Genomic DNA, 23,826 nt, shown 5'->3' with positions numbered 1-23,826 from the left:
CCGGCCGTCCCGCCGGTCGGCGGGGCAGGTGCGGGCGGCCGCCATGGCATGCTCGCTTCCGTGACCGTACGCGCCGCCAGCTCCGTCATCGTCGGCCGCCAGCGTGAGCTGGCGACGCTGCGCGAGACGCTGACCCGTGCGGGGGCGGGGGAGCCGACCACCGTGCTGGTCGGTGGCGAGGCGGGGGTGGGCAAGACCCGGCTGTTGGAGGAGTTCTCCGCCGGAGCCACCGACGGCGGGGCGCGGGTGCTGGTCGGCCAGTGCCTGGAGCTGGGCGAGGCGGGTCTGCCGTTCGCCCCGTTCGCCGCGGCCCTGCGTGCGGTGCTGCGTGTCGACGGTCCCGAGGTGTTCGCCGGGTACGAGGCGGAGTTCGCCCGGCTGCTGCCGGAGCTGGGCCGAGCGACGCTGGCCACGCCGAGCGCCGCCCCGGTCGGTGACGCCCCACGCGGCTACCTGTTCGACCTGGTCGCCGAGCTGTTCCAACGGCTCGCCGACACCCGGCCGCTGGTGCTGCTGATCGAGGACCTGCACTGGGCCGACCGCTCCACCCGCGACCTGATCGGCTTCCTGGTCCGGGCGGCCCGACCGGGTCGGCTGCTGCTGGTCTGCACCTACCGCACCGACGAGTTGCAGCGCGGGCACCCGTTGCGCCCGTTCCTGGCCGAGCTGGACCGGGTCCGTGGCGTGCACCGGGTCGAGCTGGGCCGACTGGACCGCGACGGCACCGGCGCGATCCTCGCGGATCTCCTCGGCGCCGAGCCGACCACACGTGCCGTCGACGACGTCCACGAGCGTACCCAGGGCAACCCCTTCTTCATCGAGGAGCTGGCCGTCGCCGGCGATCCGGTCGGCTGCGCGGCGCTTCCCGAGACCCTGCGCGACCTGCTGTTGGCCCGGGTGGACCGGCTGCCCGAGCCGTCCCAGCGGGTGCTGCGGATCGCCGCGGCCGGCGGCACCCGGTTCGCCCACGACCTGCTCGCCGAGGTCGCCGGGCTGCCGGACACCGAGTTGGAGGACGCGCTGCGGGCTGCCGTCGCCGCCCAACTCGTGGTGGCCGACCCGGACGGCGACTACGAGTTCCGGCACGCGTTGGTCCGCGAAGCCGTGCACGACGAGTTGCTGCCCGGCGAGCACGCCCGGCTGCACGCCCGCTTCGCCGCCGCGATCGAGGCGCAGCCGCACCTGGTCGCCGTCGGCCGGGCCCCGGCCGAGGTCGCCCACCACTGGTACGCCGCACACCACCACCCGCGCGCCCTGGTCGCCGCGCTTTCCGCGGCCCGCGCCGCCGCCGACCGGTACGCCTACGCCGAGCAGCGTCGACTGTTGGAACGGGCGCTGGAGCTGTGGGAGCTGGTGCCCGACGCCGCCGACCTGCTCGGCATCGACCACCTGGCGTTGCTGGAGCAGACCCTGGACGCGGCGATCACCGCCGGTGACTTCAGTCGGGCCATCACCCTGACCCGGGCCGGGCTTGCCGAGGTGGACGCCGACGCGGCGCCGCTGCGGGCCGCCCGCCTGCTGGACCAGCGGGGTCGACTGCTGGCCCTGCTCGGCAAGAGTGACGGCAGCCGTGAGCTGGATGAGGCGTACCGGCTGGCGGCCGGTGGCCCGGCCGGCGTGGAGCGGGTCCGGCTGCTCGCCGACATCGCCTCGCACCTGGCCAAGATCGCCCCTCAGCAGGCCGCTCGGGTGGCCGCCGAGGCGGGTACCGCCGCCGCGGCCCTCGGCGAGGAGTTGGCCCTGCTGCCGACGCGGATCGCCCTGCTCTGCCACGGCGAGCGGGATCTGGAGCGCGGGTTGACCGAGCTGGCCGAGGTGGAGGCCGTCGCCCGCACGGCCGGGGACACGGCAGCGCTGGTGCTCGCCAAGGTGTTCCAGTCGGACCTGCTCTGCGAGCTGGGCCGCTACGCCGAGTCCGCGCAGGCGGCGGAGGCCGGTGTGGCCGAGGCGCGGCGGGTGGGGATCAGCCGCTCGACCGGGGCGTACCTGCTGTCGAACCGGGCCGAGGCGCTGATCGCGCTGGGTCGGTGGGACGAGGCCGAGGCGGTGTGCGCGGAGGCCGCCCGGATCGACCTGTCCGGCGTCACCGGCTTGCACTGGCTCCAGTTGGGCGCCGGGCTGCGGCTGGCCCGCGCCCATCCGGGCACCGACGAGCTTGTCGACCGGGCGTTGGCCTTCCTCAGCCGGCCCTACCTGTGGCCGAACCACCGCTTGCCCCTGCACGAGCTGGGGATCGAGGCCGCGCTCGCCGCCGACGACAAGGTCGAGGCGGTACGCGCCGCCCGCGCCGCGGTGACCGACGCGCATCTGCCGCAACTGCCCCGGGAGGGCTGGCCGGTGCTCAGCGCCGTCGCCCGTACCGCCGCCCGGGTTGGTGACCGGGACCTGGCCGCCGCGGCCACCGCGCTCGCCGCGGACCTGCCGGCCCGACACCCGGCGGCGCTGGCGCACGCCGCCCAGGTCACCGCGCTGCTGGCCGTCGGCGACCAGGCGCTGCCGGCCTGGCGGACGGCGGTGCACGCGTGGCGTGCCGACGGGCAGCCGTACCCGCTCGGTCGGGCGTTGCTGGCGCTGGCCGAGGCGGGCGCAGCCGTCGGCGAGCGGGCCGAGGTGTCGGCGGCCGTCACCGAGGCCGCGGAGATCGCCCGGCGGTTGGGCGCGACACCGCTGGCCGAGGCGGTCGCAACCCTGGCGCGGCGGGTCGGCCTGCGCGGGACGGGTCAGGGCGGGGCCGGCGCCGATCTGCTGACCGCCCGGGAGCGGGAGGTGCTGCGGCTGGTCGCCGAGGGGCACAGCAACAGCCGGATCGCCGAGCAGTTGTTCATCTCCCCGAAGACGGCAAGCGTGCACGTCTCCCGGATCATCGCGAAACTCGACGTGACGAACCGGGGGGAGGCCGCCGCGCTGGCCCACCGCCTCGGCCTGCTCGCCGAGCCCGCGCCACCCCGCTGACGAGCGCGCCAACGACCTGAGCCTGCGGTCGTCGTTGCGGGCGCACCGGAACTGGCGGGGCGGGCGCGGCGGTCATGCCGACGGCAGGTAGATCCGCCATCCGTCGATCGTCACCAGGTCCAGGCTGCCCGGCGCGGCGCGCAGCCGTTCGTCGAGCGTGTGCGCCAACGGCGAGCCGGTCGGTGCGACCCAGGCGGGCGCCACCGCGCCGTCCACCTCCCGCCGGTACGCGGGGTAGCGGTCGAAGCCGGGGCGGAGCGCGTCGTCGACGACCGCGCAGACCACCTGCTCCGCCGCGGCGAAGGTGAGCCGGTTGCAGGTCCAGTAACCGGCGCGGACGTGTCGTACGCCGAGCTGACGCAGGGTGGCCACCAACTCGGTGTGCCGGGCCTCGGCGGCGTGCGTCGCGGGGGCGGTCCGCGCTGCCTGCCAGGTGGCCTGGCCGGCGGTGCCCACTGTGGCCACGAGCAACGCCAGCGCGACCGGGCGGGCCAGCGCCGACCCGACGCCGCGACGGTCGCCTGCGGACTGCCGGAGACCGCCACGGGCCGACGCCCAGACCGGCCACAGCAGAGCCGGCAGGGAGATGAGCAGGCAGGACAGATAACGGGCACTCTCCACCGGGGTGAGCCCGGCGGAACTGCTCACGGTGTACGCGCCGAGGGTGGCGACCGCGGCCAGCACGAGCGCCAGCCAGATCGCCGCCGACACCCGGGCCGGAACCGCAGCAGCGCCGCCACGTCCGCCAACGCTGGCAGGTCCGTCAGCGCTGGCAGGTCCGCCAGCGCTGGCAGGTCCGTCAGCGCTGGGCCCGACACCGCCAGGTCCGCCAGCGCCACTGGAGGCAGGGAGTGCGGGTGCCGCCGCGCGACGCAGCGTCCGCCAGGCGGTGGCGGCGGCGAGGACAAGCAGCAGCGGCAGGGCGACCGCCCACCACAGTTGCCAGGCGGCGCACCGCCCAGGATCGCAGAACCCCATGCCCAGTGCCGGGCCGAGCAACAGGCCGCCGTGCAGCCGGTCCGCCCATCCCGCGCTGGCGTTCGCACCGCTGGCGGCGAGCACCGCGTCCAGTGGGTTCCGGCCGGTCAGCAGGCTGTCCAGCAGCAGCGGGGCGGCCCCCAGCGCGGCGGCGGCCCCGAGCAGCGCCCCGGCCGCACCCCGCAGCTCCCGGTGGCAGTACCCGACGAGCACCGCACCGATCGCCACCACGTACGGCAGCACCAACGGGTCGACCCAGAGCATCAGGCCGGCCAGGAACCCCCACATCGTCCAGCGCGCCAGCCGCCACCCCGGCCGCCCGGTGGCCAGATCCACGGCGAGTACGGCCAGCGCCATCCCGACCGCGTTCATCTCCGGGTAGCCGCCGCCGGCGATCAGCTGGTTCTTGACCAGCCGATCCGAGCCCAGGGCCAGCACCGCCACCACCAGCAGCCCGAACCATCGGTCCCCGGTCAGTCGCAGCGTCAGCCGCCAGGCGAGCAGCAGGAACAACGCGTACAGCGCGAGGGTGGGCAGTCGCAGACCGAGCAGCGAGGGCCCACCGGCCACTGCGAACACCGGGGCGGCCAGGTACGCCTCCAGCGGGCCCATGTACTGCTGGCCGTAGAACCAGACAGGGAAGTCCTCGCCCCGGGAGATGTGCAGCGCGGCCAACCCCATGGCGGCCTCGTCGCTGTTCGTCAAGGGCGCGGCGTGCCACAGCAGCCAGAGCCGGTAGCCCACCCCGGCGAGCACTACCAACCCGGTGAGCCAGCCGACCGACCCGAGACGCCCGCCCGCCCGTGGGCGCGGGGAGCCCGCGCCACGCGGCTGGTGGCGTACGCCGAGGGTCATTCCACGATCATGACATTCGGACGCCGGATGGCCGCGCGACGCGAGCGGCCGGGGTGGGACCGGGGCGGGTCAGCCCGCGGTGACGACCGCGGCGCGGGCGTCGAGCGCCTGCTTGTAGAGCCGACCGGCCCGGTACGACGAACGCACGAGCGGACCGCTCATCACCCCGGCGAAGCCGATCTCCTCGGCCTCCTCGCGCAGCTCCACGAACTCCTCCGGCTTGACCCAGCGGGTCACCGGGTGGTGCCGGGGGGTGGGGCGCAGGTACTGCGTGATCGTGATCAGCTCGCAGCCGGCCTCGTGCAGGTCGCGCAGGGCCTGGGAGATCTCGGCGCGCTCCTCGCCCATGCCCAGGATGAGGTTGCTCTTGGTGACCAGGCCGTCGGCGCGGGCCTGCCGGATCACGTCGAGCGAGCGGTCGTAGCGGAACGCCGGTCGGATGCGCTTGAAGATGCGCGGCACGGTCTCCACGTTGTGCGCCAGCACCTCCGGACGGGACCCGAAGACCTCGGCCAACTGCTCGGGCACGGCGTTGAAGTCCGGGATCAGCAGCTCGACGCCGCAACCGGGCTGCAGGGTGTGGATCTGTCGGACGGTCTCGGCGTACAGCCAGGCACCGCCGTCGGGCAGGTCGTCCCGGGCGACACCGGTGATGGTGGCGTAGCGCAGCCCCATCGCGACCACCGACTCGGCGACGCGGCGCGGCTCGTCGGCGTCGAACTCGGCCGGCTTGCCGGTGTCGATCTGACAGAAGTCGCAGCGCCGGGTGCACTGGTCGCCACCGATGAGGAAGGTGGCCTCCCGGTCCTCCCAACACTCGTAGATGTTGGGGCAGCCGGCCTCCTGGCAGACGGTGTGCAGCCCTTCACGCGAGACGAGCCCGCGCAGTTGGGTGTACTCCGGGCCCATCTTGGCCTTGACCTTGATCCATGGCGGTTTGCGCTCGATCGGCGTCTCGGCGTTGCGCGCCTCGATCCGCAGCAGACGTCGCCCCTCGGGGGCCGCCGTTGCGGTGCGCGCTGCCTGGCCGGTCGTCGGCGCGGAGTGCTCGATCGTCACGAAAACGAGCCTACGCCGGACGGCGGGCGTCTATGTGCGTCGGGCGACCGGCGTCACGCCCCAGACCTTGTGACGCCGGACACCGGGATGTCGAAAATGGGCGTCACACGAGCGGGTTTCGGGTGCTACGGTCTGCGCCAACAGCGACGACGGAGCCGAGTAGCGCCCCGACCCGCCAGTGCAGAGAGCCGCCGGTTGCTGAGAGGCGGTCTGGCGCCGGGTGCGTGAAGACCCTCCCGAGCTGCGGGCAGAACGGCCGCGACGCCTAGTAGAGCCCGCCCGGCTGGCCCCGGTCATCAGGCGACGAACGAGGCCCCCGCTCCGGCGGGGGTGAAGGTGTGGTGGCACCGCGAGGATCCCGCTCGCCCACACCTCCCTGGGGCTGATGCGACGCTTCGCTTCCTCAGGGCGGCGACGGCGTGGCGATCGACCGAGGAGCAGCCCGCCATGAAACGAACCCTGTCCCACCACCTGCCCACCCGGATCGGCGAGACCGTGCGCGTCGCCGGCTGGGTGCACCGCCGCCGACTGCTCAAGTCGGTGGCGTTCCTGATCGTGCGGGACGCCACCGGCCTGGCCCAGGTGGTCGTCACCGACCCGGCCGTCCGCGCCGAGCTGGAGAAGCTTCCCGAGGAGACGGTCGTCGAGGTCACCGCGACGGTCACCGCGAACGACACCGCGCCCGCCGGGGTCGAGCTGACCGACCCGGAGGTACGCCCGCTCGGGCCACCCGCCGTGCCGCCACCGTTCGACCTGTACCGGCCGGCGCTCACCGCCAGCCTGCCCACCCAGCTCGACAACGCGCCCACCGCGCTGCGACACCCCACCCGGTCGGCCGCGCTGCGGATCTCGGCGGCGGCGGTGGCCGGTTTCCGGGCCGCCCTCGACGCCCGGGACTTCGTGGAGATCCACACCCCGAAGGTGGTCAGCTCGTCGACCGAGAGCGGGGCGAACGTGTTCGCGCTTGACTGGTTCGGCGGGCCCGCGTACCTGGCCCAGTCACCGCAGTTCTACAAGCAGTTGATGGTCGGTGTCTTCGAACGCGTCTACGAGGTGGGGCCGGTCTTCCGGGCCGAGCCGCACGACACCGTCCGGCATCTCGCGCAGTACACGTCGCTCGACGCCGAGTTGGGCTTCGTCGCCGACCACTCCGACGTGATGCGGGTGCTGCGCGACACTCTGGCCGGGATGCTGGGCACGGTCGGCGAACGGGCCGGTGCCGCGCTGGAGACGCTCGGCGTCACACCGCCGCAGGTGCCCACGGAGATCCCGGCGGTGCACTTCACCGAGGCGTTGACGATCGCCGGTGCCCCCGCCGACGAACCGGACCTCGCACCCGCCCACGAGCGGGCACTGGGCGAGTGGGTCCGGCGCGAGCACGGCTCGGACTTCCTCTTCGTCACCGGCTACCCGATGGCGAAGCGACCGTTCTACACCCACCCGGACCCGGCGCGGCCCGCGTACTCCGACGGCTTTGACCTGCTCTTCCGTGGTCTGGAGCTGGTCACCGGCGGGCAGCGGCTGCACCGGCACGCCGACTACCTGGCGGCGCTGGCGGCCCGGGGAGAGCCGGTCGAGCCGTACGCCGGCTATCTCGACGCGTTCCGGCACGGCATGCCGCCGCACGGTGGTTTCGCCATCGGCCTGGAACGGTTCGTGGCCCGCCTGGTCGGTGCGGCCAACATCCGGGAGGTCACCGCGTTCCCGCGCGACCTGCACCGCCTGACCCCGTAGGAGGGTGCCCTGCCGGCCCACTCGATCTGGTGGAGCGGGCCGGTGGGGCTCAGGCGGGACCGAGCAGGTCCCAGAGATTGCCGGCGATGTCCCGGAAGACGGCGACCCGGCCGTACGATTCGGTGCGCGGCGGCTTGACGAACTCGACGTGCTTCTCGACCATCCGGCGGTAGGTGGCGTCGAAGTCGTCGACCTGGAGGAAGAACCCGACCCGGCCGTGGGTCTGGTCGCCCACCGCGGCCTCCTGCCGGTCGCCGTCGGCGCGGGCCAGCAGCAGCCCGGTGCCGCCGCCCGGCGGGCGGACCACCACCCAGCGCTTCGGTCGTCCGTCGTTGGTGAGCGACGGGGAGTCCTCGGCCAGCTCGAAGCCGAGGACGTCGGTGAAGAAGGCGATGGCGGGGTCGTACTCGGTGACGACGACGGTGACGAGATCGATCTGCACCGGCCGAGGGTAGGCGACCTTCGGTCACCCGGCGCGTGGCCGGTCTCAGACCGTGACGAGGGTCGCGAGTCGACGCTCGACCACCGGCAGCACGTCGGCCACGCTGATCGGGCGGCCCAGCTCGGCGGTGAGCGAGGTGACGCCCGCGTCCCGGATGCCGCACGGCACGATCCGGTCGAAGTGTGTCAGGTCGCAGTCGCAGTTGATCGAGAAGCCGTGCAGGGTGACGCCCCGGGCGACCCGGATGCCGATGGCGGCCACCTTGCGGGCCGGCCCCCGGTCGTCCTCGGGCACCCAGACCCCGCTGCGCCCCTCGACCCGGCCGGCGGTCAGCCCGAACTCGGCGCACACGTCGATGAGCAACTCTTCGGTGCGCCGCACGTACGCGACCACGTCCACCGGGTCGGGCAACCGCAGGATCGGGTAGCCGACGAGCTGCCCCGGCCCATGCCAGGTGATCTTGCCGCCGCGGTCCACGTCGACGACCGGGGTGCCGTCCGTCGGCCGGTCCCACGGTTCGGTGCGCTTACCCGCGGTGTAGACGCTCGGGTGCTCCAGCAGCAGCGCGGTGTCGCCGCGCTCGCCAGCCACCACCGACTCGTGCAGGCGTCGCTGCTCGTCCCAGGCGGCCTGGTAGTCGAGCAGACCAGCGCGGACGGCGGTGAGGCCGGAGATCGTCGTTGTCACGGTTTCCAGCCTAGTCCCGCTCCCGGCGATCTTCCCTGGTGAGCCGTCTCACCGGGGAAGATCGCGCCTGCTGTCCGTGCTGGGCCGGGGCCGCTCGGTGGCCGCGCCGGCCCGGCCCACCCGCGTCGCTCGGTGTCACGCCGACGCCGCGCCGGCTGCGGCTCGGCGACGAATGTGCCGAGCGACCAGGGCGACGCCGAGCAGCAGCGGCACGGCCAGCGTGAGGTAGACCCAGAGCGGGGCGGCGAACGGTGATGGCCGAGGCTCCGGCCCACCGAAGGCGGCCCGGGTCAGCAGGTCGTCCGGCACCATCAGGTCGGTCGAGCCGACCGGCGTGGTCACCAGCACGTCGCGACCGCCGTCGGGCGACAGCGCGGCGAGAACGGTCTGTCGGTCGGTGTCCCGCTCCGTTGCGCTGACGTACCGCACGATGGGGTCGTCGCCGCGCCAGCCGATGATCTCGCTGACCGAGGTGCCCGCCGGCAGGGCCTGACCGACGGCGTGGCCGGTGGCGGTGTCCAGGAACTCGACCCGCCAGGCGCGCGCCTGCGCCTGCTCCGGGGTGCACCGGGGCCCGGCGCAGCCGTCGAAGGCGAGCAGCGCGAGCCGCCGGCCGTCGGGATGCCAGGCGGCCGCGCCGGCGAGAGTTCGCCTGTCGCCCAGGTCGACCTGCCAACGAGGGCCGCCGCCGGCCGGGTCGACGACCACCAGTCGCTCGCGCTCGGCGAGCTGGGCGGGCACGTCCGGCCAGCCGGTGACGGCCACCAGATCGCCTCCGGGTGACCAGGCCGCTGCGGTGTGCGCGGCGAAGGTGCCGACGTCGACCACCTGCTCGGTGCCCCGGAACGGGTCGACGACGAGCAGGTCGTCTGGCTTTTCCGGGTCGTTGAGCTGCTGATTGTCCGGTCCGTAGGTGATCACGTCGTCATCGTTGTCGCGGGTGCCCAGCACCTGCTGCCCGTCCGGCGACCAGGCCATCGGGTAGACGCCGACGCTCGCCGTGCGGCGCTGCCGGCCGGTGGTGAGGTCCAGCAGCTCGCCGGAGCCCGGCCGCAGGTAGTGCCGTCCATCCGGGGAGAGCAACCCGTGCCCCTCGGCGATGCCGATCGGGATCAGCCGGTACGCGCCGTCCCGGTCGACGAGCACACCTGTCGACTCGAAATAGCGCGTGCGGTCGGTGAAGAACACCAGCGCGGCCGGGCCGGCCGGGCGTTGCCCCACGGTGGCCTGCCACAGCCACGGATTGTGCACCCGGGTCGGCACCACGCCGGCCGCGCTGCCGGCAGCCGTGGTGCTGCCGGTGACAGCGTTGTTCGCGGCCGTGGCGGCCGGCGCGCTGATTGCCACCAGCCCCAGCGCGACCCCGACCGCAGCGGCGCGCCGCAGCCGCCCGCCGATCTCTCCCATCAGCCCATTAGACGCGACGCGAGCCGGTCGCGATGCCCCGCTCGGTTGTGGCGCGGTCTACCGGTCGGCCGGCGGGATCCGCCAGAGCCAGACGTCGTCGACCCGCTGCGGCTCGCCGAACAGTGCGGTGGCGGTACGCCGGACCGCCTCCTCGTCGACCTCGAACTTCGCGCCGTGCACCCGGTCGGCGAGCACCACCGTCTCGATCCGCCAGTGCCGCAGGTCCGACTGGACCTCCCGGATCGTCCCGTCGGTGACGATCGGCACCAACCCGGTCCGGCCGGCCTGGTCCATCAACGCGCTGAGCGTGCGGGGCACCGGGCCGATCCGGCCGCGTCCGTCCGGCCCGCCGGGGCCGAGGAAGAAGCCACCCGGAATGGCGAACTCACCCTGCCGGTGCGACAACGCGTACGCCTGCCAGCGTTGACCGTCCGGGTAGATGTCCACTGTCAACGGCACCGGAGTGAGCACGCCGTCCTTCGAGACGTAGTCCCGCCAGGTGCCGGAGGTGATGAACCGGGGGATGGGTTCCCGCTCGTCGGTAAGCAGCGGGGTGGGCAGCAGCGGCACCAGGGCCACCGCGAACCCGATAAGCCACGCCACCTCGGTGGAGCGGTGTCGGGGCGGTGCGGCGCGCAACTGGTCGACGGTGTACGCCAGCAGCAACCCGATCACCGGCGCGACCACGAGCGCCAGCCGGGCCGGTAGCGCGGCGTTCACCACCGGCAGTTGTCCGAGCAGGTCGAAGGGCATGGGCAGGTCGGTGCGCCGCCCGTCGACCTTGGCGACCGGGCCGAAGGAGAGCACCGCGAAGATCAGCGCGAGGACGCCGAGCGCCCACAGGGTGGCCCGCCGGCTCGGGTCGGCCCGCCGCCAGAGCGCGACGAAGCAGACGACGGTGAGCACCAGCAGGGGGATGCCGAAGAACGAGTTCTCCTCGGTCGGGTTCGGTGCCAACGAGGTGCCCAGCCCCGCCTCGCCGGCGAGCGAGCGGCGCGGGAACGCGGCGAACGCGGCGATGTCCTCGGAGTGGATCACCGGGTCGAAGCCGGTGCCGTGGAACCGCTGCGGCCCGGCGAAGTGCAACCACAGCGGGTACGCCAGCAGCACGCCGGCCACCACCGCGGTCACCCCGAGCCCGCGCAGGAAGGTGGGGAGCGCGGCGCGTGCCTCGGCCCGGTTGGCCGGGTGCAGCGCCCAGACGGCGACGAACACCCCGAGCGCCAGCGCCGCGAAGAAGAGCCCCTCGGCGGCGATCGAGAAGGCCACCGCGACAAGTACGCCGAGGATCACCCCGTCGCGGAGCCAGTGTCCGGGGCGGCGCAGCGCGAACAGCCGCCAGATCAGCAGCGGCACCAGCCAGCCGGCGGTCCAGTTCAGGTGGGCGTTTGCGTGCGAGACCATGCCGGGGGAGTAGGCGATGAACAGGGCGCCGACCCCGGCGGCGAGCCGGCTGCGCACCAGGTGCCGGGAGAGGAACCAGTACCAGACCAGCGCGGTGGCGAGCAGGTTCAGGGTGAGGATCACCAGGAAGGTCGCCGGCGGACCGATCAGGTACGTGAGCGGGGCGAAGACCACCGCGTACACCGTGATCGAGGTGTTCACCGCGAGGTTCACACCGTCCGGGACGTTGATCAGGTAGGTGAAGAACGGGTTCTCCCCGTGGGTGACCGCGTGCCCGCCGAAGGCCAACAGCCACTCGAAGAGCGCCTGGTCGCTGGAGTTGACCGTGATGGTGCGGACGTTCGGGTCCCGCCACAGCCCACTTGTCACCCAGACGGCGAGCGCGAGGGCCACCAGCACAACGATCAGGTCGGCCCGGCGGTCCCGGACGACGCGTGGCGGTGACGCGGGTGCGGGCCCGGTGGCCAGCGACGGGGAGGACGGCACGCAGCGGACGTTACCAACCGGACCTGGACGGGCCGGTCAGACCTGCAAGGACGGGACCGTTGGGGACGGATTCGACCCGCCACGTCGACGGTTTGGCGTACACAGCGCCCGTCATGAATGTGTGAGTGTGCCCCATGTCATAGGGGCGACGCACCGTCGTAACGTCACGGCAACTCGACAGTGACCCAGTTCACAGTCCGCCGCCCTTCAGGAGGCCGCCGTGCGCCGCTCCTCGTCCACCCTCACCCGGCTGCTCGGTGCGGTCGCCGGGTTCGCCCTCGCCGTAGCGGGCGCGGTCGCCGTCGCCGCACCCGCCCAGGCCGCCACCCTCACCCAGGTCACCAGCTTCGGCTCCAACCCCGGCAACCTCACGATGTACGCCTACCGACCGGACAACCTGCCGGCCAACTCCCCGGCCGTGGTGCTGCTGCACGGGTGCGTCCAGAACGCCTCCGGATACTTCGCCAACTCCGGCTGGCAGAAGTACGCCGACCAGTGGAAGTTCACACTGATCGTCGCCCAGCAGCCGTCCGGCAACAACGCCAACTCCTGCTTCAACTTCTTCGAGGCCGGCGACACCACCCGGGGCCAGGGTGAGGCGCTGTCGATCAAGCAGATGGTCGACCACGCCAAGGCGAACTTCGGGGTGAACGGCTCCCGGGTCTACGTCAGCGGGCTCTCCGCCGGCGGGGCGATGAGCGCGGTCATGCTCGCCACCTACCCGGATGTCTTCGCCGCCGGGTCGATCATCGCGGGGATCCCGTACCGCTGCGCCACCAGCATGGTCAACGCGTTCAGCTGCATGAACCCCGGCGCGGACAAGACTCCGGCCGCCTGGGGCGACCTGGTCCGCGGCGCGTACTCCGGCTACACCGGCCCGCGCCCCCGGGTGGCGATCTGGCACGGCACCTCGGACACCACTGTCACCCCGCTCAACGGCACCGAGTCCCGCGACCAGTGGACCAACGTGCGGGGCGTGTCGCAGACCCCGACCAGCACGTCCTCGCTGCCCGGCAACACCAGCCTGGAGGTGTACGGCAACGACGACGTACGCCTCTACCGGGTCTCCGGCATGGGGCACGGCACCCCTGTCGACCCGGGCTCCGGCGCGGACCAGTGCGGCACCGCCGCCGCGTACTTCCTGGACACCATCTGCTCGACGTACCGCGACGCGCTCTTCTTCGGCCTGAACAGCGGCGGCACCGGCCCGACCCCGACGCCGACGGCCACCCCCACGCCGACCCCGACCCCGACGGTCACCCCGACCCCGACCCCGACCACCCCCGCCACCTGCGTGACGGCCAGCAACTACGCGCACGTGACGGCCGGTCGGGCGTACCAGTCCGGCGGGTACGCCTACGCCAACGGCTCCAACCAGCGGATGGGTCTCTACAACACCTTCTACACCACCGCCCTCAAGCAAACCGCCCCCAACTACTGGGTAATCGGCTGCTGACCCACCCCACCCCACCCCACCCCCCGGATCTCCCCGGTTGATCATGAAGTTATTGCCACGACACGCCGAGGCGAGTGGCAATAACTTCATGATCGACGGGGTCTCATGGTGTGGGGTTCAGGGCTGCGGTCAGGGCCTTGGGGAGGGTGGGGTGCCGGTAGGGGTAGGCGGCTCTGGCGAGGACGCCGGGGAGGACACGGGTGCTGGTGAGGGCCTCGTGGGAGAAGCCACCGAGGGCCACCTTGAGCGCCAGCGCGGGGATCGGGATGATCGCCGGACGGTGCAGCTGGCGGGCCAGCTCGCGGGTGAACTCGGCGTTGGTCACCGGGTGCGGCCCCACCACGTTTACCGGACCGGCGATCTCGTCGTGGTCCAGCAGGAAGACCGTCGCGTCCAGCCAGTCGACCATCGAGATCCACGGCAGCCACTGCCGGCCGCTGCCCAACCGGCCGGCGATGCCGAGCTTGAAGGGGAGTAGCTGCGGCTTGAGCAGCCCGCCGTGGCGGTCCAGTGGCAGACCGGTGCGCAGCCGCACCACGCGTACCCCGGCGTCCTCGGCCGGCCGGGTCGCGGCCTCCCACACCCGGCAGACGTCGGCCAGGAAGCCGTCCCCGGCCGGCGCGTCCTCCTCGACCGCCCGGTCGCCGGTGTTGCCGTACCAGCCCACGGCCGAGGAGTTGAGCAACACCCGGGGCCGGTCGGCGGCGGAGAGCCCGGCGATGGTGGTCGCCAGCGTGGTGGTGCTGTCCACCCGGCTGGTCCGGATCAAGCGCCGGTAGTCGTCGTTCCAGCGCTTGTCGCCCACGCCCGCGCCGGCCAGGTTCACCACCGCGTCGGCCTCGGCGACCACGTTCGGGTCGAGCTGCCCGGCGGTCGGGTCCCACTGCCGTTCGTCGGGGGTGCGCGGCGGCCGGCGGACCAGCCGGGTGATCTGGTGTCCGTCCGCCGCGAGCCGGTCGGCCAGCCGGGTGCCGAGGAAGCCGGACGCGCCGGCCAGAAGGATCCGCATGCTCATATCTTCGGGTACGGACGGCAGGTTGGCTGCGTCGAGCCCGCGCACCGACGCGCTGCGCCGGCCGCTCACCCCCCTTGCGCGACGTCCCACCCCGCTCGGCGTGTCGTCGGCGGCACCCGCGGCGGTCCGCGAAGGGTCGGCGCCCACCGGTGACGCGTCAGCCGGCGGGCGGCGGCGTGCACTCCTCGATCAGGGCCCAGGGGTTGAAGAACTTCGGCTGCGGGCCGAACAGCGCGCCGAGATGATGCGTCGGGGGTCCGGTGCGGTCGTCGCCGGGTAGCCAGACCGAGTCGCACTCCGGGCACAGCAGAAACATCCGCCCGCCACCCCGAACCCGGTACCAGGTCTGCCAGTCCTGCCCGCACGCCGTACAGGCGATCTTCTGGGAGTCGTTCACATCTGCCTTCCCCGGACTCGCGCCATCGCTAGACAGGCATGGTGGGCGCCAGCGTGGCGGCCTCGGCGAGCAGGGCGTCCAGCACCTCGCCGCCGGCCGGCGGAGGGGACCCACCGGCACGGTCCAGCAACACCAGGGAGACCAGGAGGACCCCGCGCAGCAACTGCGAGAGGGTGGGGTGACGGCCCCCGTTGTAGAACCGGAGAAGGTGGTCCACGAAGGTCGCGAACGTCGCCGGGTCGAGATCGCAGCTGCCGTTGCGCAAGGGCGTCAGACCTGACGGCGCCCCCACGACCTCCGCCACCGACCGGGCCTGGCCGAGGTAGACCTCGCCGACCCGGAGCGCCGGATCCCACACTGGCGTGTCGGCGGTCTGGAACGGATAGCTCACCGGGCGACTCCATCCTCAGCTGGACGTGGCGGCGTCGACGGATGCCACGCTACAAGTGCGTGATCGCTGGCGCTGTCCCACCGGGTGGGCCCAGCGTCCGCCGACGCCGCCCGGGGCCGTGGACCGGTGGTCAGGCCGCGTGGGCCGGACGCAGGTCGGCGAGCAGTCGCTCCACCTCGGCGTACGCCTCGGCGTCGAGCGGCCCGAGGGCCAGGGTGGCCAGGTTCTCGTCGGCCTGCGCCACGGTGCGCAGCCCGGGGATCGGCACCGTACGCGGGCTGCGCGCCAGCAGCCAACCCAACGCGCCCTGCGCCAGGGTCCGCCCGTCGGCGGTGAGCGCCGCGCGGACCTGCTCCACGCGGGTCACCCAGCGTGGCGTCGGCCGGCCGTCGGTGAACCACTCCAGCCATTCCGGCGCCCGCCCGCGCACGTCGTCCGCCCCGACCGCCCGGGTCGACCCGGTGAGCAGACCCATCGCCAGCGGCCCACGGTTGAGGCTGGCGAGGTCGTGGGCGTCGCAGACCGCCAGCACCGCGGCGTTGTCCCGCAGCACCGACTCGTCGTGCTGGATCGCTGCACAGTGCGGGCCGGCAGCCGCGAACGCCTCCGCCGAGGCGGGATCGTCGGTGCTCCAGCCGTACGCCCGGATCTTGCCCTGGTCGACAAGGCCCTCCAGGGTGTCGACCAGATCGAGCGCGGCGGGCACCGGCAGTGCGTTGATGTGCAGTTGGTAGAGGTCGACGTGGTCAGTGCCGAGCCGGCGCAGCGAGTCTTCCAGGCTGCGTACCGCGAAGGCCGGGCTGGTGTCGGTGCCGAGCGCCCGCCGAGTGGCCTCCTCGCTGACGTTGCCGAACTTGGTGGCGATGACCACGCTGTCCCGCCGCCCGGCCAGGGCCTGACCGAGGATCCGTTCGCTGTGCCCGGCGCCGTAGTTGCTTGCCGTGTCGAACAGGGTCACCCCGAGATCGAGCGCCCGGTGGATGGTGCGGATCGACTCGGCGTCGTCCACCTCACCCCAACCGAACGGCTGCCCGCCGTCACCCCAGAGCGGGCCGCCGATGGCCCAGCATCCCATTCCGATAGCGCTCACCGTGATGCCGCTGCGTCCCAGCGTCCGTGTCGTCGTCATGGTCACCAGCCTCCAACCTGGAGCGCACTCCAGGTCAAGCACTAGGCTCCTGTGACATGAGCGGTTACGCCCCCTCGGAGGCCGCCCGCCGCAGCGGCTTCAGTCTGGACACCCTGCGGTACTACGAGAAGATCGGCCTGCTCGCCGACGTGGAGCGGACGGCGGGCGGGCAGCGGGTCTTCACCGATGACGACCTCGGCTGGCTGGTGCTGTTCCGCTGCCTGCGCGACACCGGGATGCCGATCGCGCAGATGCGCCGCTACGCGCAGTTGGCCCGGGAGGGTGAGCACACCGTCGCCGAGCGACGCGAACTGCTGCACCACCACGCGGTGCGGGTGGAGGAGCAGATGCGCCTGCTCCAGCGCCAGTACGACCACCTGCGGGAGAAGATCCGCTTCTACGAGCGGCTGCCCGCTCCGGTGCCGGCGGCCGGACAGCCCGCCGGGATCGGCCCAGCCGTCAGCCGGTGAGGTGTGCCGGCGCGGTCAGGCCGAGGAGTTCCTCGGTCGTCCCGGGCCGGCCGGTGAGCGCGTTCAGTGCGCCTACCAGCCGCTTCTCCTCGTAGCGGAAGTGTGACTCCAGCAGCGCGGCCAACCCGTCAAGCTCGGCGCGCAGCTCGGGGCGCGGCACCGCCGTGTCGTCGGTGAGCAGCGCCTCGACCCGCGCCAGGATCCCCGCCACCACCTCGTGGTCGGTGATCAGGTTCGCGATGACCGGGCGCAGCTCGGGGACCTGCTCGGCCAGCAGTTCGAACGCGCCGGTGTCCTCACCGGTGTGGTGCCGGCCGAGCGCGGTGCAGAAGGTCAGGCAGTGCGCCCGCAGGTCACGGGACGCTCGCACGTCGCCGGAGGTGTCGAGGGTGGCCCGGAGGCGGGCCAGTTCCGCGCTGAGCCAGAGGTGGATCTCGATCATCTGATTGCCGACGGCGGCGAGGCGGCCGGCCGGTGAATTGCTCGGGTGCACGTTCGTCCCATGCTGTCCCCGCGCCTCCATGCCCACGGCGGCCTTCGGGCCGGGTGCACTGCGACGCTGCGCCGGAGTCTATCCCGGGTGGGGGGTCACGGGGTGGTCGGCTCGTCGCTCTCCCGGACGTCGTGCCAGCGGGCCCGCCAGGCGGCCTCGTGGGCCTCGTGGGTGGTGCGCTCCTGGAAGACCGCGGCCCGCAGCGCGTGCCGGGAATCCGACATCACCAGCACCTCGACCGCCACCAACCCCACGCAGATCACCGTCGCGAGGGTGAGCGCGCCGAGCGCCGGCAGGTGGTGGCCGACCGGCAGGGCGGCGGTCAGCACCACGATGACGCCGACCCGGGTCCAGGTGACGGTGTGCAGGGTTCGTAGCTGGAACAGCAGGTTGACGGCGAAGTAGCAGATCAACCCGCCGAACAGCATCGGCACGGCCGGACCCTCGATCCGCTCGGCGATCCCGCCGGCCGGGTCGGTGATCTTGTGCAGGATCTCCTCGTTGCCGATCGAGAAGAGGATCACCCCGGCGATCATCGGCAGGTAGAGGTACGCGTACGCGTCGCGGGCCATGGCCACCCGGGGGCCACCCTCCGCGGCGTGCAGGGCGATCCGGGCGGCCGGCCCGACGAAGTCGAAGTGCGCCCACCAGAGGGCTGCTGTGATCACGATGCCGAGCGCCGCGGCGGCCACCGCCGGCCAGGTCACCGGTTTGCCGAGCAGATTGCCGCCCACCCCGGTGGAGATGATGGACTCGCCGAGCGCGATGATCAGAATGAGGTCGTAGCGCTCCGTCCAGTGCTCGGCGCTGGTCACCCCCCAGCCCCAGGTGCCGACGATGAAGCCGGTGGCGTACTGCACGAGCACCACGGCGATCCACAGCCCGTCGCGAACCAGGGCGGCCTCGTCCGGTTCGGTGATCCGCGGCGGGATCAGCGCGGCGGCCAGCAGCAGCACGATGCTCAACGCCAGTTCCGGGGCGAAGCGGCGCAGCTGCCGGCGCTCCTGCGGGCTGTCCCGCACCACGTGCTGATAGAGGATCATGTGGACCGCCCGGACCACTACGTAACTGATGGCCACCAGCATCGGGCCGCCGGCGATCCCCTTCGGGTCGCTGAACGCCTGCGGCAGCGCCAACGCGAACGCGAACAGGGCCACCATGGCGATCACCATGAGCACCGGTACGTAGCCCTCGCCGAGCCGGACCCGGGTGGCGACCAGGCTGTGCACCACCCAGATCCACCACAGCACGGCCAGCACCAGAGCGGCGTGCAGCAGCTGTCGGCTGGAGATGTTCGCGGCGGTCGCCCGGGTGATGATGAAGAACGAGAAGACGAAGACCAGGTCGAAGAAGACCTCGAACTTGTCCACCCGGGCACCGGGGGCGATCGGGACGGCAGGACCCAGTCGCCCACCCCGCCGGTAGCTGCCCACGGTCCCACTCTGGCAGCGTCCGGCCTGGTCGAAGGCCCGAACGGCAATGGCGGCGCGGCCGAGCGTTACCTGCGGCCCGGGGCGGGAAAACGCCTGGACCGGCGTTCATCCGGTCCGCGGCGCCGGTGGCGGCGCGGACGCCGAATCATCGCCGCCAGCGGCCCCCGGCAGACGGGCCGGCCGGTCCGACCCACCCCGGACAAGGATGGATCATGACGACGAAGAACCCGATCACCACGTCATTCGCCCACACCTCCACTGCCATGGACGTGATCCGGGGCGTGGACCTCGTCGGCCGGCGGGCGATCGTCACCGGCGGTTCGTCAGGCATCGGCGTGGCGACCGCCCGCGCCCTGGCCAGCGCCGGCGCGGAGGTCACCCTTGCCGTTCGCAACCCGGACGCCGGCCAGCAGGCCGCCGACGACATCACCGCCACCACCGGCAACGACCGGGTCATGGTCGCGCCGCTCGACCTCGCCGACCAGGGATCAGTAGCCGACTTCGTCGCCAACTGGGATGGCCCACTGCACATCCTGGTGAACAACGCCGGCATCATGGCCGCGCCGCTGAGCCGGACACCGCAGGGCTGGGAGATGCAGTTCGCCACCAACCACCTGGGGCACTTCGCGCTCGCCACCGGGCTGCGCCCGGCACTCGCGGCCGCCGGCGGGGCCCGGATCGCCTCGGTCAGCTCCGCCGCCCACCTGCGCTCGCCGGTGGTCTTCGAGGACATCCAGTACGACCACCGCGAGTACGACCCGTGGCAGGCGTACGGGCAGTCCAAGACGGCGAACGTGCTGTTCGCCGTGGAAGCGACCCGGCGTTGGTCCGACGACGGCATCTTCGCCAACTCGCTGATGCCCGGCGCGATCCAGACCAACCTGCAGCGTTACGTGAGCGAGGAGGAGCTGAATCGGATGCGCGCCGGTAACGCGGCGGCCTGGAAGACAGTCGAGCAGGGCGCCGCCACCTCGGTGCTGGTCGCCGCGTCACCGCTGCTCGACGAGGTGGGTGGGCGCTACTTCGAGGACTGCCAGCAGGCCGCCCCCGCCCAGCCCGGCGGGCGCACGGGCGTCGCCGACTACGCGTTGGACCCGGAGGCCGCCGAGCGGCTCTGGCAGGTCTCCACCGATCTGCTGAAGAGCTGAGGCACGTACAGACGACGGGGCACCCCGGTCGACGACCGGGGCGCCCCATCGGTGTTGCAGTGGATCAGGACAGACCCAGCTCCGACTCGAAGTTGCCGGCCTCCAGCCGCTCCTTGACCGCGGTCAGGAAGCGGGCCGCGTCGGCGCCGTCGATCAGCCGGTGGTCGTAGGACATGGCCAGGTAGACCATCGACCGGATGGCGACGACCTCGCCCAGCTCCGGGTCGTTGACCACGACCGGACGCTTGACCACGGCACCCGTGCCGAGCATCGCCGACTGCGGCGACGGCACGATCGGGGTGTCGAAGAGCGCGCCCCGGCTGCCCGTGTTGGTGAGCGTGAAGGTCGCCCCGGCCATCTCATCCGGGGTGATCTTGTTGGCCCGGGTGCGCTCGGCCAGGTCGGCGATCCGCTTGGCGATGCCGCCCATGTTCAGCTCACCGGCGTTGTGGATGACCGGCACGAGCAACCCGCGCTCGGTGTCCACGGCGATGCCCAGGTGCTCGGCCGCCGGGTAGGTGATCGTGCCGCCCGCCAGGTCCATGCTGGCCTGGATGATCGGGTACGTCTGGAGCGCCTCGACGGCGGCGAGCGCGAAGAACGGCAGGAAGGACAGCTTCACGCCGTGCTTGGCCTGGAACGACTCCTTCGCCCGCGTCCGCAGCTTGGCGACCCGGGTGACGTCCACCTCGACCACTGTGGTGAGCTGGGCCGTCTCCTGCAGCGACTGCTGCATCCGCTTGGCGATCGTCGCCCGGATGCGCGGCAGCTTCTCGGTGGTGCCCCGCTTGCTGCTCGGCTGCGGCTTCGCGGCCGGCGTGGCCGGGGCCGCCGACGGCGCGGCGGTCGGCTGCGCGGCGGCGGGAGCGGCCTTGGCGGCCTTCGCCTTCTCGGCCGCGTCGAGGACGTCCTGCTTGCGGATCCGGCCACCCACGCCGGTGCCGTTGAGCGTGGCCAGGTCGACGCCGTGCTCACCGGCCAGCTTGCGTACCAGCGGGGTGACGTATCCGGCGGCCTCCTCGCCACCACCCTGCGCCGGGGCGGACGGACGCGGCGGCGTCGAGGTCGGCGCGGCCGGCTGGGCGGCCTGCTCGGTCTTCGCCGGCTGCGCCGAACTCTCGGTCTCCGCGGCCGGCTCGTTGTACGACATGCCCGGCGTCGGCTCCTCGACCTTCGGCTCGGGCTTGGTCTCCGCCTTCGGCTCGGGCTTGGTCTCCGCCTTCGGCTCGGGCTTCGGCTCCGGCTTCGCCTGTGCGGGGGCCCCGCCGGCGACGCCGATGATCGCCAGGTCGGCGCCGACCGCTGCGGTCTCGTCCTCGGCGACCTTGATCTCCAGGACCGTGCCGGCGACCGGCGACGGGATCTCGGTGTCCACCTTGTCGGTGGAGACCTCCAACAGCGGCTCGTCGACCTCGATGGTCTCGCCGACCTGCTTGAGCCAGCGGGTGACAGTACCCTCGGTGACGCTCTCACCCAGGGCCGGCATCTTGACCGCGGTGCCCTCGCCCGAACCGCTCGCCGACGGGGCCGGCGCGTCCTCGGCCACGTCGTCCTGCGCCACCTGGTCGGCGGTGCCCTCGGCGGCGGCGGTCGGCTCGGCGGCCGGCTCGACCGCCTCGGCCGGGGCCTGCTCCTGCGGAGCGGCCTCGCCGCCACCCGTCGACTCGCCCTCACCGGCGATGACGGCGAGCTCGCTGCCGACCTCGGCGGTCTCGTCCTCGCCGACCACGATCCGGCTCAGCACGCCCGCCGCGGGCGACGGGATCTCGGTGTCGACCTTGTCGGTCGAGACCTCGAGCAGGGGCTCGTCGACCTCGACAGTGTCGCCCTCCTGCTTGAGCCAGCGCGTGACGGTGCCCTCGGTGACGCTCTCGCCGAGCCGGGGCATGGTGACCGATACCGGCATTTTCTGAGACTCCTTCATTCCCCTGGTGGGATCTTCGCCCGTCGCCGGACGCCGCGGTTGGATGGTCAGGCGTGTGCGTGCAGCGGCTTGCCGGCGAGGGCCAGGTGCGCCTCGCCCAGGGCCTCGTTCTGGGTCGGGTGGGCGTGCACGAGCTGGGCGACCTCGGCCGGGTAGGCCTCCCAGTTGTAGATGAGCTGCGCCTCACCGATCAGCTCACCCACCCGGGCGCCGACCATGTGCACGCCGACGACGGGGCCGTCCTCGACCCGGACCAGCTTCACGAAGCCGGTGGTCTTGAGGATCTGGCTCTTGCCGTTGCCGCCGAGCGGGTAGTTGTACGCCTTGACCTTGTCGGCGCCGTACTGCTCCTTGGCCTTCGCCTCGGTCAGACCCACCGACGCCAGCTCCGGGTCGCAGTAGGTGACCCGCGGGATGCCGACCTCGTCGATCACGGCCGGGTTCTGCCCGGCGATCTCCTCGGCCACGAAGATGCCCTGCTGGAAGCCCCGGTGGGCGAGCTGGAGGCCGGGCACGATGTCGCCGACCGCGTAGACGTTCGGCACGCTCGTGCGCAGCCGCTCGTCGGTCAGCACGTAGCCGCGGTCCATCTTGACGCCCTGCTCCTCGTACCCGAGGTTGGCGGTGTTCGGGCCGCGACCGACGGCGACCAGCAGCAGCTCGGCCTCCACGGTCTCGCCGCCCTGGATCGTCAGCTTGACGCCGCTCTCGGTCTTCTCGACCTTCTCGAACGGCTTGCCGACCTTGAAGTTGATCTTCCGCTTGCGGAACGCCCGCTCCAGCGCCTTCGACGACTCCTCGTCCTCGGCGGCGACCAGCCGGGGCAGCGCCTCGACGATCGTCACGTCCACGCCGAAGGACTTCCACACGCTCGCGAACTCGACGCCGATCACGCCGCCACCCAGGACGATCACCGACGACGGGATCCGGTCCATGGTCAGCGCGTGGTCGCTCGTGATGATCCGCTCACCGTCGACATCCAGGCCGGGCAGGCTCTTCGCGTACGACCCGGAGGCCAGAATCAGATTGCGGCCGGTGTAGCGCTTGCCGTCCACCTCGACCACGTTCTTGCCGACGAGCTTGCCGTTGCCCTCGACGATGGTGATCGCCTTGTTGGTCCTCAACATGCCCTGCAGGCCCTTGTACAGGCGGGCGATCACACCGTCCTTGTACGAGTTGACCCCGGCCATGTCGATGCCGAGCAGCTCGGTCTTCACGCCGAACTGCTCCGACTCGCGGGTCTGGTCGGCGATCTCGGCGGCGTGCAGCAGCGCCTTGGTCGGGATGCAGCCGTTGTGCAGGCAGGTCCCGCCGAGCTTGCCCTTCTCGATCAGCGCGACCTTCAGGTCCAGCTGAGCGGCGCGCAGCGCCGCCGCGTAACCGCCGCTGCCAGCTCCGAGGATGACAATGTCGAAGGTCGCTTCGTTCGGCTCGCTCACGTCCAACTCCCAGGTCGCGTCGCTGCATCGGGGGTCACGGGGTGGTAACACGGACACACCCCACCTCGGTCATCTTGTCACCACCGGGCACAGGGTGCGTACTGAGGTGCCCAACGACACGTCATCGACACGTACCCTTGGCACCGTTGTCGATGACGCACCGTTGGGGGAGAGAACCGGTGGGGTTGTTCCGGCGCCGTAGACAGACGGCTGTGCCGAGCCGTGACCGTGCCGCCGATCGTGGCGACCTGGACCATCTGGAGAATTTCATCCGGAGCCGGCGCGGCGTGGAGGCGTTCATCGAACCCCGGACGACGGTGACGGAGACCACCGTCATCCTGATCGCCGACGACGGCGAGTGGACCCGACGCCGCATCGACGGCCCGGACGGCGCGCGGCGCTTCGCGTACCGGATGGGCATCCCGGTGTACGACGTCCGCCTGATGGGCTACCCGCAGCGCATGCGCGACTTCAACGAGCGGCGTAAACGCCGCCCCGAGCAGATGTAGCGAAGGGCCCCTTGTCGA

At 72.4% G+C, this 23,826-nt stretch carries 20 protein-coding genes; 6 read left to right on the top strand and 14 right to left on the bottom strand.

What is annotated here, in order from left to right:
* Nucleotides 1-60 precede the first annotated feature (60 nt).
* A complete protein-coding gene (locus AB0B85_RS24345; protein WP_357410984.1) occupies nt 61-2,952 on the top strand; it encodes an AAA family ATPase in 2,892 nt (963 codons plus the stop codon).
* Between the two features lie 72 nt (nt 2,953-3,024).
* On the opposite strand, the gene AB0B85_RS24340 is transcribed toward AB0B85_RS24345, so the two are convergent.
* Both AB0B85_RS24340 and lipA read right to left on the bottom strand, forming a co-directional pair.
* Nucleotides 3,025-4,785, bottom strand: coding sequence for a hypothetical protein (locus AB0B85_RS24340; protein WP_357410982.1), 1,761 nt, complete (start codon nt 4,783-4,785; stop codon nt 3,025-3,027).
* A 69-nt stretch (nt 4,786-4,854) separates the two neighbouring features.
* On the bottom strand, nt 4,855-5,844 hold the full coding sequence (gene lipA / locus AB0B85_RS24335; protein ID WP_357410980.1) for a lipoyl synthase: 990 nt from the start codon (nt 5,842-5,844) through the stop codon (nt 4,855-4,857).
* 447 nt (nt 5,845-6,291) lie between these two features.
* On the opposite strand from lipA, the gene aspS reads away from it, so the two are divergent.
* Nucleotides 6,292-7,578: an aspartate--tRNA(Asn) ligase gene (gene aspS, locus AB0B85_RS24330; RefSeq protein ID WP_357410978.1), complete on the top strand. Its 1,287-nt coding sequence runs from the start codon at nt 6,292-6,294 to the stop codon at nt 7,576-7,578.
* 49 nt (nt 7,579-7,627) lie between these two features.
* Here aspS and AB0B85_RS24325 read toward each other — a convergent pair whose 3' ends face one another.
* From AB0B85_RS24325 to AB0B85_RS24310, 4 genes are all read right to left on the bottom strand, one after another.
* Nucleotides 7,628-8,020, bottom strand: coding sequence for a VOC family protein (locus AB0B85_RS24325; RefSeq protein WP_357410976.1), 393 nt, complete (start codon nt 8,018-8,020; stop codon nt 7,628-7,630).
* 45 nt (nt 8,021-8,065) lie between these two features.
* On the bottom strand, nt 8,066-8,707 hold the full coding sequence (gene lipB / locus AB0B85_RS24320; protein ID WP_357410974.1) for a lipoyl(octanoyl) transferase LipB: 642 nt from the start codon (nt 8,705-8,707) through the stop codon (nt 8,066-8,068).
* A 135-nt stretch (nt 8,708-8,842) separates the two neighbouring features.
* The gene (locus AB0B85_RS24315) at nt 8,843-10,114 is read right to left on the bottom strand and encodes a hypothetical protein (RefSeq protein ID WP_357410972.1); all 1,272 of its coding nucleotides are present in this window, start codon (nt 10,112-10,114) and stop codon (nt 8,843-8,845) included.
* Between the two features lie 57 nt (nt 10,115-10,171).
* The gene (locus AB0B85_RS24310; protein WP_357410970.1) at nt 10,172-12,004 is read right to left on the bottom strand and encodes a DUF2079 domain-containing protein; all 1,833 of its coding nucleotides are present in this window, start codon (nt 12,002-12,004) and stop codon (nt 10,172-10,174) included.
* Nucleotides 12,005-12,224: 220 nt separating this feature from the next.
* Between AB0B85_RS24310 and AB0B85_RS24305 the strand changes: the two genes are divergently transcribed.
* Nucleotides 12,225-13,460, top strand: a complete 1,236-nt coding sequence (locus AB0B85_RS24305; RefSeq protein WP_357410968.1) for a PHB depolymerase family esterase — start codon at nt 12,225-12,227, stop codon at nt 13,458-13,460.
* A gap of 103 nt (nt 13,461-13,563) precedes the next feature.
* Here AB0B85_RS24305 and AB0B85_RS24300 read toward each other — a convergent pair whose 3' ends face one another.
* The 4 genes from AB0B85_RS24300 to AB0B85_RS24285 form a co-directional block, all read right to left on the bottom strand.
* On the bottom strand, nt 13,564-14,469 hold the full coding sequence (locus tag AB0B85_RS24300; RefSeq protein WP_357410966.1) for a TIGR01777 family oxidoreductase: 906 nt from the start codon (nt 14,467-14,469) through the stop codon (nt 13,564-13,566).
* Nucleotides 14,470-14,632: 163 nt separating this feature from the next.
* Nucleotides 14,633-14,872, bottom strand: a complete 240-nt coding sequence (locus AB0B85_RS24295) for a hypothetical protein (protein WP_357410964.1) — start codon at nt 14,870-14,872, stop codon at nt 14,633-14,635.
* A 28-nt stretch (nt 14,873-14,900) separates the two neighbouring features.
* Nucleotides 14,901-15,263, bottom strand: coding sequence for a DUF6086 family protein (locus AB0B85_RS24290; RefSeq protein WP_357410962.1), 363 nt, complete (start codon nt 15,261-15,263; stop codon nt 14,901-14,903).
* 130 nt (nt 15,264-15,393) lie between these two features.
* Nucleotides 15,394-16,392: an aldo/keto reductase gene (locus AB0B85_RS24285; protein WP_357410960.1), complete on the bottom strand. Its 999-nt coding sequence runs from the start codon at nt 16,390-16,392 to the stop codon at nt 15,394-15,396.
* 56 nt (nt 16,393-16,448) lie between these two features.
* On the opposite strand from AB0B85_RS24285, the gene AB0B85_RS24280 reads away from it, so the two are divergent.
* Nucleotides 16,449-16,862 carry a MerR family transcriptional regulator gene (locus tag AB0B85_RS24280; protein ID WP_357410958.1) on the top strand — a complete coding sequence of 138 codons (414 nt, stop codon included), beginning with the start codon at nt 16,449-16,451 and terminating at the stop codon, nt 16,860-16,862.
* Here the strand turns inward: AB0B85_RS24280 and AB0B85_RS24275 are convergent.
* Together AB0B85_RS24275 and AB0B85_RS24270 are read right to left on the bottom strand one after the other, a co-directional pair.
* The gene (locus AB0B85_RS24275) at nt 16,852-17,355 is read right to left on the bottom strand and encodes a hemerythrin domain-containing protein (RefSeq protein WP_357410956.1); all 504 of its coding nucleotides are present in this window, start codon (nt 17,353-17,355) and stop codon (nt 16,852-16,854) included. The genes AB0B85_RS24280 and AB0B85_RS24275 overlap by 11 nt on opposite strands.
* Nucleotides 17,356-17,450: 95 nt before the next feature.
* The gene (locus AB0B85_RS24270; RefSeq protein ID WP_357410954.1) at nt 17,451-18,788 is read right to left on the bottom strand and encodes a low temperature requirement protein A; all 1,338 of its coding nucleotides are present in this window, start codon (nt 18,786-18,788) and stop codon (nt 17,451-17,453) included.
* Nucleotides 18,789-19,000: 212 nt separating this feature from the next.
* Between AB0B85_RS24270 and AB0B85_RS24265 the strand changes: the two genes are divergently transcribed.
* Nucleotides 19,001-19,936: an SDR family NAD(P)-dependent oxidoreductase gene (locus AB0B85_RS24265; RefSeq protein WP_357410952.1), complete on the top strand. Its 936-nt coding sequence runs from the start codon at nt 19,001-19,003 to the stop codon at nt 19,934-19,936.
* A gap of 64 nt (nt 19,937-20,000) precedes the next feature.
* On the opposite strand, the gene sucB is transcribed toward AB0B85_RS24265, so the two are convergent.
* Together sucB and lpdA are read right to left on the bottom strand one after the other, a co-directional pair.
* Nucleotides 20,001-21,842 carry a 2-oxoglutarate dehydrogenase, E2 component, dihydrolipoamide succinyltransferase gene (gene sucB, locus AB0B85_RS24260; protein ID WP_357410950.1) on the bottom strand — a complete coding sequence of 614 codons (1,842 nt, stop codon included), beginning with the start codon at nt 21,840-21,842 and terminating at the stop codon, nt 20,001-20,003.
* Nucleotides 21,843-21,907: 65 nt separating this feature from the next.
* Complete coding sequence (gene lpdA, locus AB0B85_RS24255; RefSeq protein WP_357410948.1) at nt 21,908-23,299, bottom strand: dihydrolipoyl dehydrogenase; 1,392 nt, start codon at nt 23,297-23,299, stop codon at nt 21,908-21,910.
* A gap of 179 nt (nt 23,300-23,478) precedes the next feature.
* Here lpdA and AB0B85_RS24250 point away from each other — a divergent pair, with 179 nt between their 5' ends.
* Nucleotides 23,479-23,808 (top strand): hypothetical protein, encoded by a 330-nt coding sequence (locus AB0B85_RS24250; protein ID WP_357410946.1) that lies wholly within the window; start codon nt 23,479-23,481, stop codon nt 23,806-23,808.
* Nucleotides 23,809-23,826: the final 18 nt, after the last annotated feature.

It is taken from the genome of Micromonospora sp. NPDC049044, from assembly GCF_040649215.1.
GTDB lineage: Bacteria > Actinomycetota > Actinomycetes > Mycobacteriales > Micromonosporaceae > Micromonospora.
Note: the sequence above shows the minus strand (reverse complement) of the source record. Positions and strands in the feature narration are given on the sequence as shown.